Genomic DNA, 22309 nt, shown 5'->3' on the forward strand with positions numbered 1-22309 from the left:
GCGAGTGGTTTCGGTCCAAGGCATCGTGATCTCCGTCGAATCTCAGCAATCCGACAGAATCACAACCTGCTGAAATCACTCACTCCTTTTTGGATGGACACTAAGAAAATCCACCCATAGTTTTCAGATTTATTTTTATTCACCGATCTGGCCAGACGAAAGAATCGCGGCTATTGCTCATTGCAAATACCACTGGGGATTGGGCGAAGATGAGACTGCAGCTTTTTCAGAAAACAACTGTGCCGGTACTTGCAGGACTGCTTATATTAGCGGCGCCTGACCTTGGAGCGGCAGAATCGCTGGCGGGAAGCAAGGGCGACAGCCGCTACCCCGTGTATTTCGCGCCCGGTTCAACGGGAGGCTGTCAGAAGGCATACAAGGCCTATGTGGCGACTGGCAGTCATTCCGCCTATGCGTCGACCCCATTCAATTGGGCGACCGAGTTCATGATTTGCGCGCGTGCGAATGGATCGTCGCAAAAGGCTGCAGAGGCATTGGCGCTGAAGGACTGCCAATCCGCCCGGAAGCAATACAAGGTCACGACAGCGGGAGTCTGCAGCATCGCTGCCTCCAAGTAGTAATGCCTGTTGGTTCATTCCAAGGGGGAAAAATGAGACCGAGATTGGTTCAGAGTACATTTATATCGATACTTGCAGGGTGTCTTATACTCACGGCACCCGGCATCGGAGCGGCGGAATCGCTGGCGGGAAGCAAAGGCAACAGCCGTTTCGCCGTCCATTTTCCCCCAGGTTCGACCGGAGACTGCCCGGAGGCCTACAAAGCCTACGTGGCAGCCAGTGGGCATTCCGCGTATGCCACGACCTTCTATTCACGCGTGACCGATTTGTACGTCATTTGCAGTGCGCGGCTGAACGCGCCGTCTCAGAAGGCTGCGGAAGATCTGGCACTGCGGTCCTGCCAGGCCGGCGTCAAAAAGTACAAGGTCAAGACCGCAAGCGGGGGCTGCGGAATCGCCGCCTCCAAGTAGGCAAATTTCTGTCAGTTGGGGTTCTTCAAATGGGCTGGGCAATGAAATCTTTATCCATCAAACGAGTAACCATATCGATCGATGCTTGCAGGACTGCTTATGGTCGCTGCACCGAATGTCGGGGCGGCGGAATCGCTGGCGGGAAGCAAGGGCGACACCCGGTTCTGGCCGGCTCTGTCGGGAAACCCGAAGTCCGATTGTACCAAAGCTTACAAGGCCTATGTGGCGGCCAGCGGCCATTCAGCCTATGCGACCACCCCTATATGCGGGTGACTTCGCTGTACATCATCTGCGGCACGCACTTGAATGCGCCGTCACAGAAGGCTGCCGAGGAGGCGGCGATGAAATCCTGTCACGCTACCCGCAGCTACTACAAGGTCACGACCGGAGGAGCTTGCGAGATCGCTGCCTCCAAGTAAGCAAGCCCGGTTTACCGATCCTTTGACAATGGCCGGACTGCAAAGCAGGGTGTTGCCACAGCTCGCGTGAAGAGCATTCGCGCCGTTGGCGGCAAGCTCTGGCTTTGGAGGTCCTATGTTCGCCAAAATTCTGATCGCCAACCGCGGCGAGATCGCTTGCCGGGTGATCCGCACGGCACGCAAGCTGGGCGTGCGCAGCGTTGCCGTCTATTCCGACGCCGACGCCGGGGCCTTGCATGCCGGGATGGCCGACGAGGCGATGCATATCGGCGCCTCGCCTGTCGGCGAAAGCTATCTGCGCGGCGACAAAATTGTCGCGGCGGCTTTGGCTACCGGCGCCGAGGCCGTCCATCCTGGCTACGGTTTTCTGTCGGAAAACCCTGAGTTCGTCGATCAGGTGACAGCGGCGGGGCTCGTCTTCATCGGCCCGTCAGCGGCCTCGATCCGCGCCATGGGGCTGAAGGACGCGGCCAAGCGGCTGATGGAGAAGGCCGGCGTGCCTGTTGTGCCGGGCTATCACGGCGAGGCGCAGGAGATTGTGCTGCTCGCCTCCAAGGCACGAGAGATCGGCTATCCCGTGCTGATCAAGGCGCGTGCCGGTGGCGGTGGCAAGGGCATGCGGCGCGTCGAACATCCCGACGACTTTTCCGAGGCGCTGTCGGGTGCGCGGCGCGAGGCCAAGGCCGCTTTCGGCGATGACCGCGTGCTGGTCGAGAAATATATCGACAAGCCGCGCCACATCGAGGTTCAGGTGTTCGGCGATATCTTCGGCAATGTCGTGCATCTCTACGAGCGCGACTGCTCGGCGCAGCGCCGCCATCAGAAGGTGATCGAGGAAGCCCCTGCCCCCGGCATGACGCCGGCATTGCGCAAGGCGATGACGGAGGCGTCGGTGAAGGCCGCCAAGGCAATCAACTATTCCGGCGCTGGCACGATCGAGTTCATCGTCGATGCCTCGCAAGGGCTGAAGGCCGACCGCTTCTGGTTCATGGAAATGAACACCCGCCTGCAGGTCGAGCACCCCGTCACCGAAATGGTCACCGGCACCGATCTGGTCGAGTGGCAGTTGCGGGTGGCGTCCGGCGAAAAGCTGCCGAAAACACAGAGCGAGATCACGCTGTCCGGCCATGCCTTCGAGGCGCGCATCTATGCCGAGGACGCGGCAAAGGGTTTTTTGCCGGCGACGGGCACGCTGCATCACCTGAAATTTCCGGATACCCCGCCCGAGGGCGCCAGCATGCGGATCGAGACCGGCGTGCGGGCCGGCGATGCCATCTCGCCCTTCTACGATCCAATGATCGCCAAGCTGATCGTGCACGGCAAGAGCAGGCAGGCGGCGCTGGAAGCGCTGGGCATAGCCCTTTCGCAGACCGAGATCGCCGGCTCGACCGTGAACACCGCCTTTCTCGCTGCGCTTGCCGCTGACGCGGATTTTTCGGCAGGTGACGTCGACACCGGCTTGATAGGCAGGCATCAGCAAGCGCTGACCGCAGTGCCGCCGCCGAGCAGCGAGATCGTCGCCGCAGCCGCGTTTGCGGCGTCCGGCGCCGGCGCTCAGGCGCCGAGCGGCGATCCGTGGTCGTCGCTTGCCGGTTATGCGCATTTCCACACTGTTCCGCGGCGCACGCGGCTGCGCTACGGCGAGGATGATATTCTCGCGCTTGTGTCGGTGCGGCCGGACAAGCGCTTCCAAGTGGCACTGGACGCACCTTATGACAGCGCCAGTCCGCTTGATCTTCGCGCCGCCCCTCGGCTTGCCAGCTGGCCGGGCCATGTCACTGTCTTTTCGGGCGCCGTCGGCTACAGCTTCGCGGTGCCGGACCCGTTGGCGAGGGCCGACGAAATCGCCGCCGGCTCTGACAGCCTGCGCGCGCCGATGCCGGGCCTGGTCAAGCTGGTGCGCGCGGCAAGAGGCGAGGCCGTCATCAAGGGTCAGCCGCTGTTGATCCTGGAAGCGATGAAGATGGAGCACACGATTTCCGCCACTCATGACGGGACGATCGCCGAGATCGCAGCGGAAGGCGCACAAGTCACCGACGGGACCGTGCTGGTGCGTTTTGCCGAGGAAGCCCACGGCTGACCGCCGTTCATCCACCAGGCGACGTCGAAGACACGCGCCACAAACGCGCGCCCAAAATGAAAATGGCCGGGTCTGCCCCGGCCATCTCCGATTGTCGCTAGGCGCTAAAGCGCGTCTCATGCGCCGCGCTTTAGTTGCTGTTTTTATGCATGTCGTTATCGCAAAACCGCTGCGCACTTTTGCGCGACATGCATTAGCCATTACGGCTGGATCGGCGCGTATTTGCCGTCGTGCCACTGGTTGATGTCGTAGCTGACGTTCTTGAGGTCGCCCTTTTCATCGAAAGTGACAGGGCCGACGACGGTACTGATCGGCTCACCGTTCTTCAACGCTTCGGCAACCTTGGCCGGGTCGTCGCTGCCGGCGCGCTTGATGCCCTCGGCAAAGGCCTGGATCACGGCATAGGAGAACAGCGTGAAGCCCTCGGGCACGAAGCCGCCCGCCTTGATCTTTTCGATGGCTTCCTTGGCTTCGGGCTTCGCCTGCGGATCCGACGGGAAGACAAACATGGTGCCTTCGCCGGCCGGGCCAGCGACCTGCCAGAATTCCGGCGTGGCGATCGAGTCCGGCATGATCAGCTGATACTTGAGGTTCTGTTCCGCCGACTGGCGCAGGATGAGACCGGCTTCGGGGTGGTAGCCGCCGAAATAGACCACATCCGCCTTCAGGTCCTTGAGCTTGGTGACAAGCGCCGCGTAGTCTTTTTCACCGGCGTTGATGCCCTCGTAAAGGATCTCTTTGAGACCGTTCTGGTTCATCGTTGCCTTGACGGCGTCGGCGACGCCCTGCCCATAGGCGCTCTTGTCGTGCATGATAACGACGTTCTTGCCGGCATATTTCTTGGCGATCCATGGACCGATGAAAGCGCCTTGCGCATCGTCGCGCGTATAGAGGCGCATGATCGTCGGCCAGCCGGCCTTCGCCGCCGCGTCGGTCAGCTCTGGGTTCGACGAAGCGGGACTCATCATCAGCGCACCGGCTTCGGCGTAGACGGCCGAGGCCGGAATGCTCGAGCCCGAGCAGGCATGGCCATCGACGAACTTGACGCCGTTGGCAACGATGCGGTTGGCGACCGAAACCGCCTGTTTCGGATCGCACTGGTCATCCTGGACGTCGAGCTTGATCTGGCGGCCTTCGACACCTCCAGCCGCGTTGATCGCGTCGGCCGCGGCTTGCGCGCCCTGCTTGAACTGGTCGCCGATGGTGGCAAGCTGTCCGGTCATTGGTCCGACTACCGAAAAGGTGATGTCTTCGGCGAACGCAACCGGCGCGCTCATCATCAGGCCGACTATGGCCGCGCTCAAAATACCCAACTTTTTCATGGTGATACAACTCCTCCACTCTCGCGCGGCCGCTCCGGCCGCCTCTTCCAGAGTGGCCGGGAGAATCTCATCCTTCGCCAAGCCTGTCTAGGCGCATCGGCGGCACTCGATTGGGCCTGCAGCCTTTCTGTTTGACCATGATCTTTTTCAAAACCGGTTTCCACTTTTTGGACCTCATGGTCCGAAGACGCAAAAGCCGCGCCTGCCTTGTTCCGGCCGGTCGCGGCTTTGTCGATCGAACCATGCCCGGACGCTCCCGCGCCCGAAAACCGCTCGCCTTCCCTGTCCGTCGCGCAGCCTGGCTGTATCCGGCCCGCCGCGTTCTTGTCATTGTTGGTTCGACCGTCTTGCGCGGCCTTGTTCTTGCCGGTCCGGCCATCTTGCGCGGCCTTGACCTGAAGCGTCCCTGTCGGTGATCTCAATGCCTGATGAATTCAGGCCTGATGAGCTTAGGCCCAACTTAGTGCATCGTCATCCATTCGCGGGCTTCGCGCAGCGCCCTGGCGATCTCGAGCTTCGACATGGCGGCCGACAATTCCGAGCGCAGTTCCGCAGCGCGGACCGAGCCCTTGATCGCCGCGATGTTGAACCATTTGTGGGCGGCGACGACATCGGTCTCGCAATCGCGACCGGTCGCATACATCATGCCCAGTTCGAAAAGAATGTCGGCCTGGGCAGTTGCCCCCATGGCGCCGAAGCCGGCTTCAGGCATTTCAAAACGTGCCATTTCAATCCCCTGTTCTAGCCCCTGTCAGGCTCCCGAGAGCTGCCTCGTTTCTGTCCCTTGGTATCTGTTGATAACCCTTGGGGGTGGCCGCTCTTTCGATGCTTTCGAGAATGAACCGGAGGCTTGAATCCGTCGTTAAGTGGCGTGCTTAATTTGAGGAAAACAAAGCTAAAACAAGAGGTAAACGCGGAAATTCATTAACGATGCAAAGCCAGCAATTTCGCCGCTTTGGGCTGAATTTGATGAAAATTTGCGAGGCGCAAATCAAGACTCCGCTAACCACCTGAGACAAAGACGGAGTTGCGAACGTTTCATTTCGCACCGATGAGACCGCTTCGAGCGACCAGAAAATCCTGAAGTCTTCCGCAGCGGCACCGCTTTTGTTTTGCCGGGACGTGAATTAGCTTACGTTTGCGTAAAAGGCAGACCGGCGGGCGGAACATCCGGCCGGGTTCCACAGGGAGGACAAACATGTTTCGCAAAGTCAGCATGGCCTTGGCGGCCACATTGATCATGGCCGGCACGGCTTGGGCCGACCCGATCGAAGGCAACTGGAAAACGCAAGCCGGTTCGACCGCCGTCATCGCGGGCGGCGGCGGGGCATTCTCCATCACGCTCAAATCAGGCAAATTTTCCGGCAAGCGCATCGGTTCGTTCAAGGTGTCCGGCGCCAACAAATATACCGGCACCATAACCGACCCGGAGACCGACAAGACCTATTCCGGCAAGGCCTCGGTCTCAGGCGCTTCGCTCAAGATGAGCGGCTGCGTGCTCGGCGGGCTGATTTGCAGGAGCCAGACCTGGCACAAGCTCTGATCGTTTCGACTGCCACAAATTGAAAACGGGCCGCGAAGGCCCCGTTTTTGTTTGCGCCGTCTGTTTGAGACACCGGATCGATCGTGCGGGCCGCGCCTTCTGCACTTAGCCTTCTGCATTTAACAGCAATTTTTGGGCGTCCTTCGTCCTTATCAGCAGCAAGATCGGGGGCAGCAGCAAGACTGCGGCGACGCTCGTGGCCGGCGACGGCGCGGTGGCGGCGGGCACTCAACACTCCGTCTATAAATTTGAACCGCAGATGAACGCCGGCATCAGAACCGGTTCAGTTGCATTAGGGCATTCTCATGCGTGTTGAAGGAGACACCACGCAATGTTCGCCCGCCGCTTCACCATCGTCTGCCTGCTGATGAGCCTGTTCGGCATGTTGTTCGCCATCCTGGTTGCCGAGGCCGGCCGCCCGGCCCGTGCCTGGGATGAAGCCAGTTCCAACGCCTGCCGGTTCGGTTGCATGAACCAATTTCGCCGCTGAACCGACAAAGACCCGAGAGAGAGTAAGCAAAGCCATGACCCGCACCGCCGCCAACGCCCTCAAGACCCTTCGGCTGCTGCCGCGGGCGGCGCTCATCCTGACGGTTCTGGCGGCCCCGGTACTTGCCGTGCCGACGATGCGCGCCGATGCCGGCTCGACGATCGAGGCGCCCGCGTTGAAGAAGAACGGCTTCGGCTTTGTGCTGTTGGTCAGCTTGCGGCGCGGCTAGGCCAATCGGCGTCCATCGAATCCATTCAAAATAAAAAACGACCCTTTGGCCCCCTCCCAACCGCATGGCCAAGCCTCTATATTGGGTCATGGAAAAGCGAATCTATCCCCAAGCTATAGACTCAGTCGTGATGCCGGAGCCGTTTGGTCGGCAGAGCTTCAATGATGCCGGAAAGGCCGTGGCGGCCTTGCAGGTCCTTTACGACCGCAACACCAAATTCCTGCGCGATTCGTTTGCGGCGCTCGCTGCAGGCGGCGACAACAACAAGCGCTACCGGGCCTTCTATCCCGAGGTCGGCGTCACCACGACTTCGTTCACCCAGATCGACTCGCGGCAGGCATACGGCCACATGCCGACGCCTGGGCATTTCTCGACTACCATCACGCAGCCAGCTCTTTTCGAACGCTATCTCATCGAACAGCTTCGCCTGATCATGCGCAATCACGGCGTTCCGGTCACGGTTTCGGAATCGACGACGCCCATCCCGCTGCATTTCGCGTTCCTGGAAGGCTCCCATGTCGACGGCGCGGCGGCCGAACGCATCAGGCGGCCGATCCGTGACCTGTTCGACGTGCCGGATCTCGACGGCACCGACGACCAGATCGCCAACGGCACGTTCGAAGTGGCGTTAGGCGAAGCCAGGCCACTGGCGGCGTTCACGGCGCAACGCATCGACTACTCGCTGCACCGGATGTCGCACTACACGGCGACCAGTCCCCAGCATTTCCAGAATTTCGTGCTGTTCACCAACTACCAGTTCTATATAGACGAGTTCGTCGCTCGTGCGCACGAGCTGATGGCGAAGGGCGGCGGCGGATATGTCGAATTCGTCGAGCCGGGAAACGTAGTCACCAAGGCTGGACAAAGCGCGCCTGGCGCTGGCGTGGCGCCGCCGCGCCTGCCGCAGATGCCGGCCTATCATCTGAAGAAGCCGAACCATGGCGGCATCACGATGGTCAATATCGGCGTCGGCCCCTCCAACGCCAAGACGATTACAGACCACATTGCGGTGCTCAGGCCGCATGCCTGGGTGATGCTCGGCCATTGCGCCGGGCTGCGCAACACCCAGGCGCTGGGCGACTATGTGCTGGCGCATGCCTATGTCAGGGAAGACCATGTTCTGGACGACGACCTCCCGGTCTGGGTACCGATCCCGCCGCTGGCTGAAATCCAGGTGGCGCTGCAGGAGGCTGTCGCCGAAGTCACCGGCCTTTCCGGCTATGACCTCAAGCGCATCATGCGCACCGGCACCGTTGCCACCATCGACAACCGCAACTGGGAGCTGCGCGACCAGCGTGGGCCGGTGCAGCGGCTGTCACAGTCACGAGCGATCGCACTCGACATGGAATCGGCGACGATCGCAGCCAATGGTTTCCGTTTCCGCGTGCCCTACGGCACGCTGCTTTGCGTCTCCGACAAGCCCCTGCATGGCGAATTGAAGCTGCCCGGCATGGCGACCGAGTTTTACAAGCGGCAGGTGGCACAGCATTTGACCATCGGCATCAGGGCGATGGAAAAGCTGGCCGCGATGCCGATGGAACGATTGCATTCGCGCAAGCTCAGAAGCTTTTCGGAGACGGCGTTCCAGTAGGACCGATCGGTTTCATCGGCAGGAGCATGATAACATCGCGGCAGGGCATTTCGTCATCTTGATTGGCTGCATTTCTGCCGATAAGCAAACGAGATGGCACGCGTTCGAAACATGATGGCGTCGGTGGCATTCGTCGCAATGCTCGGCTGCTCGGTCGCGCTAGTGGCCGGGTTTTTCGGAACGCTGCATCCGGCGTTCGATTCCTTCGCCCATTTCCGCGTTCATCTTGCCGTGCTGATGGCGCTTTGCGCGCTGCCGCTGCTCGCAACCTCATTTCGCCTGCAGGCGGCCACAGCGCTGCTCTTTGCCGTGGCTGCCTTTGCCACCACGTCGAACGCGCTGCCCGTGCCCCGCCTGTGGCCGGTCCAGGCAGCCTACGAAGTTAACCCCGGTGACCAGCCGGTCTATCGCCTGTTGCAGATGAACCTGCGGTTCAACAATCCGACGCCGAAGAAAGTACTGTCGCTGATCGGCCGGACCAATCCGGACGTGATCACTCTCGATGAAGTGTCGGAGATGTGGACGACCGAGCTTGGCTATATTACCAGCGCCTATCCCTACCGGATCCTCTGCCCCTATCCCAATGGCGTGTTCGGTGTTGCGCTGCTGTCCAGACGGCCGTTTGCCGCCGGCACACAACCGCGCTGCGACAGGCGCGGCGCGATGGCCATCGCGACGGTTGATTTCGGCGGAACCGACGTCGACGTCGCCGCCCTGCACCTCACCTGGCCATGGCCGTACAACCAGTCACGGCAGATCGGCGGATTGTCGGAAGAGTTCGCATCGCTCGGCGAGACAACGATCATGGCAGGCGACTGCAATGCAGTGCCGTGGAGCGCCGCCGTCCGGCGCGTCGCAAATCTTGGCAGGCTGACCGTGGCGCCTTCGCCGGGGCCGACCTGGCTCCACATCAAGCTGCCGGATTTCCTGCGCTTCGCCGGATTGCCGATCGACCAGGTTTTCAACAAGGGCGCGGTTCTCGTCCATTCGGTGTCGAGGCTGGAAGGCACAGGCTCCGACCATCTTCCGCTGATGGTGGAATTCTCGCTCAGGCCGGAACAGAAAAACCCGGTCGACGAAGATGAAACCGCGACCGCATCCGTGACACAGAACGGCAAGACTCGAAGCTGAGCGCCTAAGCGCGTCCCGTTTGACCGGCCTCATGCGACGCGCTTTAGGTTGTTGTTTTTATTCATGTCGTTATCGCAAAACCGCTGCACACTTTTGCGCGACATGCATTTAGCCCTTCCGCAACAGGGCACCGATGAGGTGTTCGACATGGCCGCCGTCGCGATGCTCGCGCGCATCGAAAGCGTTCTGTTTCGCCTCGTATTCGGCATAGACAGCCTTGATCCGGCGCCTCGCCTCGCGATGCGTCTTGCTGCAAACCCAGTTGTCGGCGAACTCCAGTCCCGTGATCGATTTCTCGGTGGCCCGCATCATTGTCCTGGCGATGCGGCCGTGGTTATGCTCGTGGGCACGAACGCCCGCGAAAAATCGCTTCCAGCGCTTCTGAAGCGCCGGCGTCGCGGCTGAGACCATGCGGGGTAAGGTGTAGGTGAGATCGAGTGTACCATTGGCCCGCCCCAGACGGCAGACACCACCCTCCCTGCTGACGTCAAGGTCCCAACTTACGGTATAGGCGGTCAGCGCGATGGCGTGCGTCATGAAGCCGTGCCTCTTCGGACCCTTGCGGTCCATAGCCTCGATCAGGGCGGCGCCCGTGGTTCCTGATATGTCGTAGGTCCGAGTCTTGACCAGCACCTTCGTGTCAGCCGATGCCGACGGTGCGAAGCCGCACAAGCCACCAATCGCCGCAAGGCACGTCAGAACCGCCAGGCGCATGGTCATCTCTCCGGGTCAGGAGAGAAGGGAACCACAAGCGCAGCGCCGCTTCAACTTTTTTTAGACGCTGCAAACATAGCGGGCCATCAGCGGTTTCGTTTGGTCGACGGTCGAGACGGCCGGCACGGCGGTTCTGGCAGACTACATATTCTGGTAGACTGGTCCTTCACCACCTTGTGGCGGCACCCAGGTTATGTTTCGGTTCGGGTCCTTGATGTCGCAAGTCTTGCAGTGGACGCAGTTCTGCGCGTTGATGACAAAGCGCACGTCCTTCGCCTCAGGATCGGCGGCGGCGTTGCCATCCTTGTCGACCCATTCGTAGACGCCGGCCGGGCAGTAGCGTGTCGAGGGCCCGGCGTAGACATCGTGTTCGGAACGCTGCTGCATATCCATATCAGCGACCAGCAGGTGGACAGGCTCGTTTTCCTCGTGGTTGGTATTTGAGAGAAACACCGAGGACAGGCGGTCGAAGGTGAGCACGCCGTCTGGCTTCGGATAGGCGATCTTCTTATGCTTGGCGGCCGGTTCCAGCGTTGCGTAGTCGGCCTTGCCGTGCTTCAGCGTGCCGAAAGGCGAGAAGCCGAACAGCGTGTTCAGCCACATGTCGAGGCCGCCAATGCCGACGCCGACGACAGTGCCGAAGCGCGACCACAATGGCTTGACGTTGCGCACCTTTTTCAAATCCTTGCCGATGTCGGTCGCCCGCCATGCCGCCTCGTAAGAGGCCAGTTCGTCATTGGCGCGGCCGGCGCCGATCGCCTCGGCGACATGCTCGGCCGCCAGCATTCCGGAGAGCACGGCATTGTGCGAGCCCTTGATGCGCGGCACGTTGACGAAGCCGGCGGCACACCCAATCAGCGCGCCCCCGGGGAAGGACAGTTTCGGCACCGACTGCCAGCCGCCCTCGGTGATGGCGCGGGCGCCATAGCCCAGCCGCTTGCCGCCCGCGAATGTGCCCCTGATCGCCGGATGGGTCTTGAAGCGCTGGAACTCGTCGAACGGCGACAGATAGGGGTTCTTGTAGTTGAGGTGGACGACGAAGCCGACCGCCACCTGGTTGTCTTCCAGATGGTAGAGGAAAGAGCCGCCGCCGGTCTTCATGTCGAGCGGCCAGCCGAAGGAGTGCTGGACCAGGCCTGGCCGGTGGTTCTCCGGCTTGACCTGCCAGAGCTCCTTGAGGCCGATGCCGTATTTGCCAGGCTCGCGACCGTCGGAAAGATGATATTTGGCGATCAGCTGCTTGGCCAGCGAGCCGCGCGCGCCCTCGCCGATCAGCACATATCTGCCCATCAGCGCCATGCCCGGCGCGAAGCCCGGGCCATGCGTGCCGTCCTTCTCGACGCCCATATCGCCGGTGACAACGCCGGTGACCGCGCCCTCGTCACTGTAAATGAGGCTCACTGCGGCAAAGCCCGGATAGATCTCGACGCCCAGCGCCTCGGCCTTGGTCGCCAGCCAGCGGCAGACATTGCCGAGCGAAACGATGTAATTGCCGTGATTGTTCATCAGCGGCGGCATCAGGATGTTGGGCAGACGGAACGAACCGGCGGGGCCGAGGACCAGGAAATCGTCTGCCGTGACCGGCGTCTTGAACGGATGTCCCTCTTCGTCACGCCAGCCCGGCAGCAGCCGGTCGATGCCGATCGGATCGACGACGGCGCCGGACAGGATATGAGCGCCGACTTCGCCGCCCTTTTCCAGGACGACGACGGAAAGCTCGGGATTGACCTGCTTGAGACGGATCGCCGCGGCGAGGCCGGCCGGACCAGCGCCGACGATGACCACGTCGAATTCCATGCTTTCGCGTTCGATCTCGCTCATCAACTCCTCACTGGCTGCCGCATTTGCGTATCTTGCTGGCTTATCCGCTGCATAGCGCATCAATTCGCGACGCGAAACCGGCGCTGACGTGACAATGCCGATTTCGTCAAAAAGTCGCGCATCGTACGACAAAATCGCGATTTGGAGTTCACCGGAACATCGATCCGGGCCGGGCCCATTCCCGCGAGCCATTCCAAAGGAGCCGTCGCCCTCACGTTTTTAATTGTTCGACGGCTTGCTTATCGGCCATACTTCGCGTCATGCGCACTCCTGAGCCATCCGGCTTTTCATCGACGCGCTTTTTTTCCTCGCCCGGACAGATTTGTCGGGCGCTCGTTTTGGCCCTTTTGCCGCTGGCGCCCGTTGGCGCCCATGCCGAGCCGCAAAGGGTCTGGGCGGCCGGCGCCTACTCCTTTTCCGACGAGCTGGGCGGCTTCCGCATCACCAGCGCCTCGGGCATCGGGACAAAGGAGGACCCGCTTGTCATCACCGAAGAACTGAATTCGGCAACACCGGTGACACTGACCATCCGCACGACAAAGCCGATCCAGCCCTTCGGCACCGCGGGCCAATTTGCCAACGGCCTGATGTATATGCGCATCGACGTGCTCAACAACAGCGGGCAGGCCTGGGTCGAGTTCCAGTTCGAGCTCCAGGAGGTGCTCCATCGGCCGAGCGTGTTCGGTGACGGCCTATCATTCGACCAGCGCAACAAAACGCCTGACAACATCTGGTCGAGCAGCTTTGCCGATTTCGATCGCGACTTCGAACCTTATGATCGGCTGCTGTTCAAGAGCGGCAAGATCGACCCGCTGAAGACAGCGAAATTCGATTACCTGATCACCGACTACACACCGCGCTGGACGTTCTATCTGGTGCAGGATCCGCGTATACCGTCGAGCTGAGAGCCTTGATGCATGTTGGGGCGACATGCATTCCTTGCAAATTCCTGCCGCGCGGCCGAATGTGAAAGCATGACTGCCGTTTCCCGAGACAACCGATTTGATATCGCCGACCTGCTGGCCTTCTACGCCAGCGCCGGCGTCGATGAAGCGCTCGAAGAGGGGCCGGTGAACCGGTTTGCCGAAGCTGCGTCAAAGCCACCTGAGCGGGCGCCAGCGACAGTTGTGCCGCCAACTGGTGAAAACGCGGCACTGCCACGCTCGACAAGCCTATCACGCGCCGGAATGGGCGAAAGGCAAGCTGCGGCGCCGGCGGTGCGCGCGCCGTCCAGTACGGCGACGGTGCCTGACGAGCAGCAAGCGGCATTGGCGCGCCAATTGGCAACGACGGCGGCAACTCTTGACGAGCTTCGCCAGCACATGGCGGCATTTGACGGCTGCAATCTCAAATTCACAGCCAAGAACCTGGTGTTCGCCGACGGCAATCCGAATGCCGCGGTGATGCTGGTCGGCGAGGCGCCCGGCCGCGACGAGGACATCGAGGGATTGCCGTTCGTCGGCCGCTCGGGCCGGCTGCTCGACCGGATGCTGGCCGCGATCGGCCTCGACCGGACGTCGGCCTACATCGCCAATGTCATCCCCTGGCGGCTGCCGGGCAACCGCACGCCGACGCCGTACGAGACCGAGATCTGCCGGCCGTTCATCGAACGGCAGATCGAACTGGTCAATCCGAAGGTGCTGGTCAACCTGGGCGGACCCTCGGCAAAGACCTTGCTCAACACCACGGAGGGCATCCTGCGGCTGCGCGGCAATTGGCGCGTCCACACGACCGCCTCCGGTATTGCCATTCCCGCCATGCCGACCCTTCACCCGGCCTATCTCTTGAGAACCCCGGCGCACAAGAAGCTGGCGTGGCGGGATTTCCTCGAGGTGAAGGCAAAGCTGCGGGCGCTCGGTTGACGACCAGCGTTTCCTCGCCCCGCAAAGCTGGGATAGGAGGCGCTATAACCTGCCCGGTAATTGAAATACATCCGCTACCGGCCTAGTCATGCGCTCATGACAGCAACCCAGACTTCCGCCGGCAACCTCATTCGCGAATGGCGCACGCGCCGGCGCATGAGCCAACTCGATCTCGCCATGGAAGCCGAAATCTCACAGCGGCATCTGAGCTTCGTGGAAAGCGGCCGCGCGGCACCCTCGCGCGACATGGTGCTGCATCTGGCCGAGCAGCTGTCGATCCCGCTGAGGCAGCGCAACCAGCTCCTGCTGGCCGCGGGCTTTGCTCCTAGCTTCAGCGAGCGTTCGCTCACCGACGCCTCGCTGGCACCGGCGATGGCGGCCGTCGAGATCGTGCTCAAGGGGCACGAACCCTTCCCAGCGCTCGCTGTCGACCGACACTGGAACCTGGTGTCGGCGAATGCTGCCATTGGCCCATTCCTCGCCAATGTCGCCGAGCCCTCCCTGCTGAAGCCGCCGGTCAACGTGCTGCGGCTCAGCCTGCACCCGGGTGGCGTCGCGCCACGCATCGTCAACCCCGCCGAATGGCGCGCGCATCTTCTCGACCGGCTGAAACACCAGAACGACGCCACTGGCGACCCGGTTCTGGTCGAACTGGAACGCGAGCTTCGGACCTATCCGTCCGGCCTGAACGGCGGACGGCCGGTGCCGGTCGAGCCGAACGCGATCGTGCACCCGCTGCGGCTCGCCCATGGCGATACTGTGCTGTCGTTCATCAGCACCATCACTGTGTTCGGCACGCCGCTCGACGTGACGCTGTCGGAACTGGCGATCGAATCCTTTTTCCCCGCCGACGAACAAACGCGGACGGTGCTGGTCCGATTGGCGAAAGAGCGGGCCGAGCCGTCCTGATCATCATTGCGGCGGGGTCGCCTGGCGGGTGCGGGCACGTTCGAGGCCAAGCTGGCGCTCGCGCCAGATGATGAAGATGCCGGCGGCAACGACGATCACGCCGCCGATGAGCATATGAACCGTCGGGACGTCGCCAAAAGGCGAGATAGCCGACGACTATGCCAAGCAGCATCGACGTGTATTCGAACGGCGCTACGACCGAGGCCTCGGCATGGCGATAGGCTGCCGTCATCAGAATCTGCGCGACCCCGCCGCAAAAGCCCGCAGCAATGAGAAGACCCGCCTGCACCGGTGTCAGCGCCTGCCAGCCGAACGGCAGCGAAAGCAGCGCCAGGACGCTCGCCGTTACCGAAAACCACAGCACGATGGTTGCCGTCGGCTCGCTCTGGACGAGGTTGCGCACCAGCAGCATGGCGACGGCCGAGATCGCTGCCGCGACCAGGGCGGCGATGACGCCGAGCACCTCTTGATCGCCGAGTGCTGCGCCCGAACCCAGCAGCGTCAGTTCCGGCCATGAGATGACCAGCACGCCGACCAGTCCGACCGCAACCGCGCTCCAGCGATAGACGCGGATTGCTTCGCCGAGGAAGATCGAACTGAACACCACCACCAGCAGCGGCTGTGCGTAGTTCAGCGTGATCGCTTCCGGCAGCGGCAGCCGCGTCAGCGCGAAGAAGCCGAGCCCCATGGCGCAGACGCCGACAACGCCGCGCGCAACGTGGTTGAGCGGGCGTTTGGTCGAGAAGCCGGTGCGAAGCTTTCCCTGGAAGGCCAGGAAGACGACGATCGGAAAGATGGCGAAGAAGGACCGGAAGAAGACGATCTGGCCAGCCGGCAGGGTGCCCGCCGCCTTGATGCAGGACGACATGCCGACAAAGACCGCCACCGACACGATCTTGAGCATGATCCCGGTCAGCGTGTTGTGCGCACCGGGATGATCCGTCGGGTTCACTTAGCGGCTGCTTCCTGGATCGCTGCCCAGATGCGAGCCGGCGTTGCCGGCATGTCGATATGCCTGATGCCGTAGGCGCGATAGAGCGCATCCGTCACCGCGTTGAGCGCGGCAGGCGTCGCTCCGATCGTGCCGGCCTCGCCTGCCCCCTTGATGCCAAGTGCATTGGTGGTCGAGGGCACGTTGCGGGTCTCGAAATGGAAGAACGGCAAATCGTCGGCGCGCGGCATGGCGTAGTCCATGAAGCTTGCCGTCAATAGCTGCCCGTCCTCGTCATAGACCGTGTTCTCGGTCAGCGCCTGGCCGATGCCCTGGACGACGCCGCCATGGACCTGGCCGGCCAGCAGGATCGGGTTCACGGTGACGCCGAAATCGTCGACGATCGTATAGCGGACTATTTCCGTCATACCGGTGTCGGGATCGATCTCGACCTCGCAGATGTGGGTGCCGTTCGGATAGGTGCATTCGTCCTGCACGAATTCGCCAAAGCCCTTGAGATCGTCCGGGGTCTTGGCAGCCTTGGCGATGTTCGAAAAATCGATCGTGCGGTCGGTGCCGACGATGCGGGCGACGCCGTTGGACAATTCGATGTCGCCGGCGGATGCTTCCAGTTCATCCGCGGCGATGCGCTTGATCTTGTTGGCCAGATCCTCGCCCGCGCGAGAAGCTGATACACCGCCAAGGGGGATGGAGCGCGAGCCGCCGGTGCCGCCGCCGGCCTTCAGCTCGTCGGTGTCGCCCTGGCGGACATGGATCTTGTCGATGTCGAGATGTAGCTTTTCCGAGAGGAACTGCGCGTAGGCGGTCGCGTGCCCCTGCCCGTTGGTTTGGGTGCCGATCTTCAGCGTCACGGTGCCGTCGCCGTTCAGCTCGACAAAGGCCGGCTCAGAGCCCGGAAAGGCACAGGCCTCGATATAGGTCGCCATGCCGATGCCGCGGATCTTTCCGACCACCTTCGACTGCGCCAGCCGCTCCGGAAACGCCTGCCACTCCGCCTCTTCGATGGCGCGGTCCATATGGCCTGCGAATTCGCCGGTATCATAGAGGCGGTCTGTCTGAGTGCGATAGGGAAACTGCTCGGGCCTAATGAAATTGCGCCGGCGGATCTCTTCGACTGGCAAGCCCAGATCGTGGGCGCAGGCGTCGACGAGCTTTTCCAGCAGGAATGCTGCTTCCGGACGGCCGGCGCCGCGATAGGCATCGACCGGGCAGGTGTTGGTATAGAGGCCGGTCACCGAAACATCCAGCGCCTGGATGTCGTAGACGCCGGTCGACATGGTGACGCCGATATAGGGGATCAATGGGCCGTATTGCGAGATATAGGCGCCGATATTGGCGAGGAGATCGACTTTCATGCCGAGGAAGCGGCCGTCCTTGTCCATCGCCATCTCGGCGGTCACGACATTGTCGCGGCCTTGCGCATCGGTGAGGAAATGCTCGGTGCGGTCGCCGGCCCATTTGACCGGACGGCCAAGGCGCCTGGCGGCCTCGAGCACCAGCGGATGCTCGCGATAGACGAAGCTTTTCGGTCCGAAGCCGCCGCCGACATCCGGCGTGATGACGCGCAGCTGGTTCTTTTTGATCTTGAACACGTCGGCCAGGATGTACTGCATGGAATGCACACCCTGCGAGCCCGTGGTCAGCACGAAGCGGTTCTCTTGCGTGTTCCACTCGCCGATCGCCGAGCGCGGCTCAATGTAGTTGCAGACCAGCCGGTTGTTGATGAATTCGATGCGGGTGACATGCGCCGCCCTGGCGAATGCCGCCGCAGTCTTCGTCTTGTCGCCGATGTGGTAGCTGAAGGCGCGGTTTGAGCCGAGTTCCGGCCAGACCAGCGGCGTGCCATCGTCAAGTGCCATGGCGGTGCCGGACGCGGCATCCTCGCCCTCGTAAGTGACCTCGATCAATTCGGCCGCGTCCTGCGCCAGCGCGCGGCTGTCGGCGACGACGAAGGCGACGGCGTCGCCGACATAGTTGACGCGGTCGCGGCAAAGGACCGGAATGTCGCGGGTCGGTGCCTTGGTGCCGTCCGGCTGCCTCTGCATGACGCCGGATTTCAGCTTGCCGAGATGAGCAAGATCCGCGCCAGTCAGCACCAGATGGACGCCAGGTGCCGCCTTGGCCGCCTCGGTCGAACCGACGGTGAAGCTTGCCTTGGCCACCGGCGAGCGCAGAACGTAGCCGTGCAGGAGGCCGGCCGGCTGGATGTCGTCCGTGTAGCGACCGAGACCCTTGAGGAAGGCTTGGTCCTCCCGACGCAGCACAGAGGCGCCCATGCCGAATTTCGGTGTGACGACGGTCAATGGGTACCTCGCGATGATGATTGGAAAACGAGTGCCTGAAATAGGCGCTGCGCCAGTTTTGTCGAGTGACGGTTTCGTGTAAAGAGCGCGTGCTTCAAATTTCTTGGACCAGCGGACCCACCAGCCGCTGCGGGAATCGACAGGAAACCCCACGGAATGCGCACGGACACCGGCCAGGTCTTCAAGCTCGAAGACTATCGCCCCACCGACTATCTCATTCCGGAAACCGGCCTGACTTTCCGCCTGTCGCCAGAAGCCACGCGCGTCACCGCCGTGCTGACGGTTGAACGCCGCGACGGCATCGCAGCGTCAGTGCCGCTGGTGCTGGACGGCGATGGCCTGACGCTCAGCCGCATCGCAATCGACGGCCGGACACTTGCGCCCACCGATTTTTTTGCCACGCCCGATCAGCTGACGATCCCCACGCCGCCCGCAGCACCCCGCTTCCAGCTCCTGATCGAAACCGAGCTTGCGCCGGCGCACAACGAAGCCCTGATGGGCCTCTATCGCTCCAGCAACGTCTATTGCACGCAATGCGAGGCCGAGGGCTTTCGGCGCATCACCTATTTTCTCGACCGCCCCGATATCCTGTCCGTCTATACGGTGCGCATCGAGGCGCGGCAGCACGAGGCGCCACTGCTTCTTTCCAACGGCAACCCGGCTGGAAGCGGCGAACTTGCCGATGGCTGGCACTACGCAGTCTGGCACGACCCCTTCCCCAAGCCGTCCTACCTGTTCGCCCTGGTGGCGGGCGCTCTCGGCAAGGTCTCGGATAGCTTCGTCACGTTGTCCGGCCGCGAGGTCGAGCTCGGCATCTATGTCGAGCCGGGCAAGGAGCGGCTCGCCGGCTATGCCATGGACGCCCTGAAACGGTCGATGAAATGGGACGAGGAGGCGTTCGGCCGCGAATACGACCTCGACGTCTTCAACATCGTTGCGGTGTCCGACTTCAATATGGGCGCGATGGAGAACAAAGGACTCAACATCTTCAACGACAAATATGTGCTGGCCGATCAGGAGACCGCAACGGACGCCGATTTCGCCAATATCGAGGCGATCATCGCGCATGAGTATTTCCACAATTGGACTGGCAACAGAATCACTTGCCGCGACTGGTTCCAGCTTTGCCTGAAGGAAGGGCTGACGGTTTTCCGCGATCACGAATTCTCCGCCGACCAGCGCTCGCGAGCAGTGAAACGCATCGCCGAGGTGCGCACGCTGCGGGCACATCAGTTTCCCGAAGACCAGGGACCGCTGGCGCATCCGGTGCGGCCGCGCCGCTACCGCGAGATCAACAATTTCTACACGGCGACGGTCTACGAAAAGGGCTCGGAAGTGGTGCGCATGATCCGCACCATTCTCGGCGCCGAGACGTTCCGGGCCGGCATGGATCTCTATTTCGAGCGCCACGACGGCGAGGCTGCGACGATCGAGGACTTCCTCAAGGTGTTCGAGGATGTGTCCGGTCGCGACCTCTCGCAATTTTCGCTCTGGTACCATCAGGCGGGCACGCCCAATCTGACGATCAGTTCGACGCACAATCCGGCAGCGCAGGAGTTCACGCTCGAGATCGAGCAGTCGGTACCGCCAACACCGTCCGAAAGCCGCAAGCGGCTGATGCATATTCCGCTGGCCTTCAGCCTGGTCGGCACCGATGGCAAAGCGATAGCCTATAGCGGCGTCGAGGGCGCCAGCGTCGAGGACGGCGTCATCCATATCCGCAAGCGCCGGCACATGGTGCGCTTCACGGGCGTTGCCGAGCGCCCGGCGATGTCGCTCAACCGCGGCTTCTCGGCGCCGGTGACGCTTTCCGTCGAGCAGAAGGCCGACGATCAGTTCTTCCTTGCCGGCCATGACAACGATACCTTCTCGCGCTGGCAGGCGTTCAACACGCTTTTGACCGACGCGCTGATATCAGCCTTCCGCCAGGTCCTTGACGGCAAGCAGCCCGGTTTCGCATCACGGTTGACCGAGCTTGCCGGCAAAATAGCCGGCGACGAGACACTCGAACCGGCCTATCGGGCGTTGGCTCTGGCGCTTCCGAGCGAAGCCGATATCGCCCGCGACATCGGCAAGAACATCGATCCCGATGCCATCTTCTCGGCCCGCGAGGCGCTGACGGCCGCGATTGCCGAGGCGAACCGCGAGATATTTTCCGGCCTTTACGATCGACTGGTCGACAAGGACGCTTTCAGTCCGGATGCGGCGAGCGCCGGGCGCCGGGCGCTGCGCAACACCCTGCTCGACTATCTCTCGCTGCTGCCGGGAGGTGCGGCGCTTGCGGCCCGACATTTCCAGTCCGCGACCAACATGACGGACCGCGCCGCCGCACTGACCGTGCTTGCGCTCCGCCACAGCGGTTCGCCCGAGACGATCAAGGCGCTGGCCGACTTTGAAACGAAATATGCCACCGATCCGCTGGTGATGGACAAATGGTTCCAAATCCAGGCCAGCGTGCCCGGCCCGCAAACCATTGGTGCGGTGCGCGCCCTGACCGGCCACCCGGCCTTCTCGATGGCCAACCCGAACCGGGTGCGCTCGCTCGTCGGCACGTTTTCCAGCGCCAACCAGACTGGCTTCCATCGCGCCGACGGCGAAGGCTACCGGTTTTTCGTCGAAACGGTCCTGCAGGTCGAAAAGCGCAACCCGCAGTTGGCCGCCAGGCTGGCGACAGCACTCAGATCATGGCGCTCGCTCGAACCTGCCCGGCAGGCCAAGGCAAGGGACGCGTTGCTGTCGATTGCGAATACCGAGAACCTGTCGGCCGATTTGCGGGACATCATTGAGCGCACGCTGGCGTAAGGTATGTTGATATTCAGGTGATGCCGGCCTGCGAACGGCGGTTTCCTGCGCTTCCGGTGCTCACGTACCAAAAAGTACGCTCCGCTCCGGTTCTCGGAATCCACCGTTCTCGGCGCGGCCTGACCTGAATCTCAACACACCTTAGAAGGTTGCCGCCCGGCATCATCGGGCGGCTTTAGCCACTATTTTAGTCGATTTTTAATCTTTTTTCGCCGTGGCTATGGACAAGCCGAATCACCTTTGATTCTTTAGCTGAAGATTCGGAAGTGCGGCGTCGCCGGATCGTCAAGCAGATTTAAAATCGGGGAGAGCCCTTTATGGCGAAGGCGGACGCGTGGGGCGCGCCCGGAGGGACGGCTTTTGAGCGGCGAGAGGCGAGAAGCGATGGTCTCGCCGGCAACGCGCGGCTCATCGCCGAACCCGCCTACCGACGGCTTCTGGCGGCCGAGCCATTGTTGCGCCGATCGATACCGGCCCTCATCATCATTTTCCTGGTCGTCATCGCGGCGCTGCGATTCCTGTCGCTGATGAACGAGCGTGACGACGTGGAACGCGACGCCAAGGCGATCCTCTCGCTCGCGGCGGGCCAACTGGCCAGTTCGGTTAGCGTCGATGCGAACCTGGCCTCAACGCCTGGCGCGACGCAGGACCTGTTGGAGGGCATCCGCCGTCAGGGCGCGATGGGCCGAAGCCACGTGCTTGCGGTCACTGACAGCACGTTCAAGATCGTTGCCGTGACACCGCAATCGACGGGCTGGGAAGGGCGGTCTCTCGACGCCATCGCCCAGGGCGGTCAGCCGCTGTTCATGTTCGGCGACCGCGCCGGGGTGATGGAGGTCAGAATCGGCGGCCAGGACTGGTATGCGGCGGTGAGCCTGACAAACGGCAGGAACGGTGCTGCCGCAGCGCTCGTTCCGCAGGAAGCGGTCTTCGGCACGTGGCGCAAGACCGTTTCGCTCAACGTCACGCTGTTCGTGCTGACAGCCGGCGTGCTGATCATCATCCTCTACGCCTATTTCGGCCAGGCGGCTCGCGCCCAGGCCGCCGACCGCATTTATCTCGAAGCGGCCCAGCCCCGCGCCAATGCGGGGGGGGCCGGGCGGGGGGGGCGGTGGGGGGGGGGCTGTGTTGGGGGGGAGGTGTTAAGTGGGGG

General features: G+C 62.2%; 18 protein-coding genes and 2 pseudogenes. 14 read left to right on the forward strand and 6 right to left on the reverse strand.

The genetic code is table 11. The features are described from left to right. Window positions 1-209 precede the first annotated feature (209 nt). The 3 genes from NKH12_RS25030 (at window position 210) to NKH12_RS25040 (ending at window position 3487) form a co-directional block, all read left to right on the forward strand. Entirely contained in the window at window positions 210-578 is a 369-nt protein-coding gene (locus NKH12_RS25030) for a hypothetical protein (RefSeq protein ID WP_352955611.1), read from the forward strand. Window positions 579-1087: 509 nt separating this feature from the next. Further along, complete coding sequence (locus NKH12_RS25035) at window positions 1088-1261, forward strand: hypothetical protein (RefSeq protein WP_352955612.1); 174 nt, start codon at window positions 1088-1090, stop codon at window positions 1259-1261. A gap of 261 nt (window positions 1262-1522) precedes the next feature. Continuing rightward, the gene (locus NKH12_RS25040) at window positions 1523-3487 is read left to right on the forward strand and encodes an acetyl/propionyl/methylcrotonyl-CoA carboxylase subunit alpha (protein WP_352955613.1); all 1965 of its coding nucleotides are present in this window, start codon (window positions 1523-1525) and stop codon (window positions 3485-3487) included. 200 nt (window positions 3488-3687) lie between these two features. On the opposite strand, the gene NKH12_RS25045 is transcribed toward NKH12_RS25040, so the two are convergent. Then, window positions 3688-4809, reverse strand: a complete 1122-nt coding sequence (locus NKH12_RS25045) for a branched-chain amino acid ABC transporter substrate-binding protein (protein WP_352955614.1) — start codon at window positions 4807-4809, stop codon at window positions 3688-3690. A gap of 110 nt (window positions 4810-4919) precedes the next feature. Here NKH12_RS25045 and NKH12_RS25050 point away from each other — a divergent pair, with 110 nt between their 5' ends. Next, entirely contained in the window at window positions 4920-5225 is a 306-nt protein-coding gene (locus NKH12_RS25050) for a hypothetical protein (RefSeq protein ID WP_352955615.1), read from the forward strand. Window positions 5226-5269: 44 nt separating this feature from the next. On the opposite strand, the gene NKH12_RS25055 is transcribed toward NKH12_RS25050, so the two are convergent. Next, entirely contained in the window at window positions 5270-5536 is a 267-nt protein-coding gene (locus tag NKH12_RS25055) for an SEL1-like repeat protein (RefSeq protein ID WP_202363499.1), read from the reverse strand. A gap of 471 nt (window positions 5537-6007) precedes the next feature. On the opposite strand from NKH12_RS25055, the gene NKH12_RS25060 reads away from it, so the two are divergent. From NKH12_RS25060 to NKH12_RS25080, 5 genes are all read left to right on the forward strand, one after another. Next, window positions 6008-6352, forward strand: coding sequence for a DUF2147 domain-containing protein (locus NKH12_RS25060; RefSeq protein WP_352955616.1), 345 nt, complete (start codon window positions 6008-6010; stop codon window positions 6350-6352). A gap of 331 nt (window positions 6353-6683) precedes the next feature. Then, the gene (locus NKH12_RS25065) at window positions 6684-6842 is read left to right on the forward strand and encodes a hypothetical protein (RefSeq protein WP_164783594.1); all 159 of its coding nucleotides are present in this window, start codon (window positions 6684-6686) and stop codon (window positions 6840-6842) included. 34 nt (window positions 6843-6876) lie between these two features. Then, window positions 6877-7071, forward strand: coding sequence for a hypothetical protein (locus NKH12_RS25070; RefSeq protein WP_352955617.1), 195 nt, complete (start codon window positions 6877-6879; stop codon window positions 7069-7071). Window positions 7072-7201: 130 nt separating this feature from the next. Then, window positions 7202-8662 carry an AMP nucleosidase gene (locus NKH12_RS25075; protein ID WP_352955618.1) on the forward strand — a complete coding sequence of 487 codons (1461 nt, stop codon included), beginning with the start codon at window positions 7202-7204 and terminating at the stop codon, window positions 8660-8662. A gap of 93 nt (window positions 8663-8755) precedes the next feature. After that, complete coding sequence (locus NKH12_RS25080) at window positions 8756-9793, forward strand: endonuclease/exonuclease/phosphatase family protein (protein WP_352955619.1); 1038 nt, start codon at window positions 8756-8758, stop codon at window positions 9791-9793. Between the two features lie 108 nt (window positions 9794-9901). Here the strand turns inward: NKH12_RS25080 and NKH12_RS25085 are convergent, their stop codons facing one another. Both NKH12_RS25085 and NKH12_RS25090 read right to left on the reverse strand, forming a co-directional pair. Continuing rightward, complete coding sequence (locus NKH12_RS25085; protein WP_352955620.1) at window positions 9902-10507, reverse strand: DUF922 domain-containing protein; 606 nt, start codon at window positions 10505-10507, stop codon at window positions 9902-9904. Between the two features lie 141 nt (window positions 10508-10648). Beyond that, window positions 10649-12328, reverse strand: coding sequence for an electron transfer flavoprotein-ubiquinone oxidoreductase (locus NKH12_RS25090; RefSeq protein ID WP_352955621.1), 1680 nt, complete (start codon window positions 12326-12328; stop codon window positions 10649-10651). 260 nt (window positions 12329-12588) lie between these two features. Between NKH12_RS25090 and NKH12_RS25095 the strand changes: the two genes are divergently transcribed. The 3 genes from NKH12_RS25095 (at window position 12589) to NKH12_RS25105 (ending at window position 15099) form a co-directional block, all read left to right on the forward strand. Next, window positions 12589-13233: a hypothetical protein gene (locus tag NKH12_RS25095; protein WP_352955622.1), complete on the forward strand. Its 645-nt coding sequence runs from the start codon at window positions 12589-12591 to the stop codon at window positions 13231-13233. Window positions 13234-13302: 69 nt separating this feature from the next. Next, entirely contained in the window at window positions 13303-14190 is an 888-nt protein-coding gene (locus NKH12_RS25100; protein ID WP_352955623.1) for a uracil-DNA glycosylase, read from the forward strand. 96 nt (window positions 14191-14286) lie between these two features. Then, window positions 14287-15099 (forward strand): helix-turn-helix domain-containing protein, encoded by an 813-nt coding sequence (locus NKH12_RS25105; RefSeq protein ID WP_352955624.1) that lies wholly within the window; start codon window positions 14287-14289, stop codon window positions 15097-15099. A 3-nt stretch (window positions 15100-15102) separates the two neighbouring features. On the opposite strand, the pseudogene NKH12_RS25110 reads toward NKH12_RS25105, so the two are convergent. Further along, window positions 15103-16003 (reverse strand): annotated as a pseudogene (locus NKH12_RS25110) (DMT family transporter). 44 nt (window positions 16004-16047) lie between these two features. Next, window positions 16048-18354 carry a xanthine dehydrogenase family protein molybdopterin-binding subunit gene (locus tag NKH12_RS25115; protein WP_352955625.1) on the reverse strand — a complete coding sequence of 769 codons (2307 nt, stop codon included), beginning with the start codon at window positions 18352-18354 and terminating at the stop codon, window positions 16048-16050. Window positions 18355-18510: 156 nt separating this feature from the next. Here NKH12_RS25115 and pepN point away from each other — a divergent pair, with 156 nt between their 5' ends. Both pepN and NKH12_RS25125 read left to right on the forward strand, forming a co-directional pair. Next, entirely contained in the window at window positions 18511-21156 is a 2646-nt protein-coding gene (pepN, locus tag NKH12_RS25120; RefSeq protein WP_352955626.1) for an aminopeptidase N, read from the forward strand. 317 nt (window positions 21157-21473) lie between these two features. Next, window positions 21474-22309 (forward strand): annotated as a pseudogene (locus tag NKH12_RS25125) (PAS domain-containing sensor histidine kinase); the annotation flags it as partial.

It is taken from the genome of Mesorhizobium sp. M1322 (assembly GCF_040318085.1).
GTDB lineage: Bacteria > Pseudomonadota > Alphaproteobacteria > Rhizobiales > Rhizobiaceae > Mesorhizobium.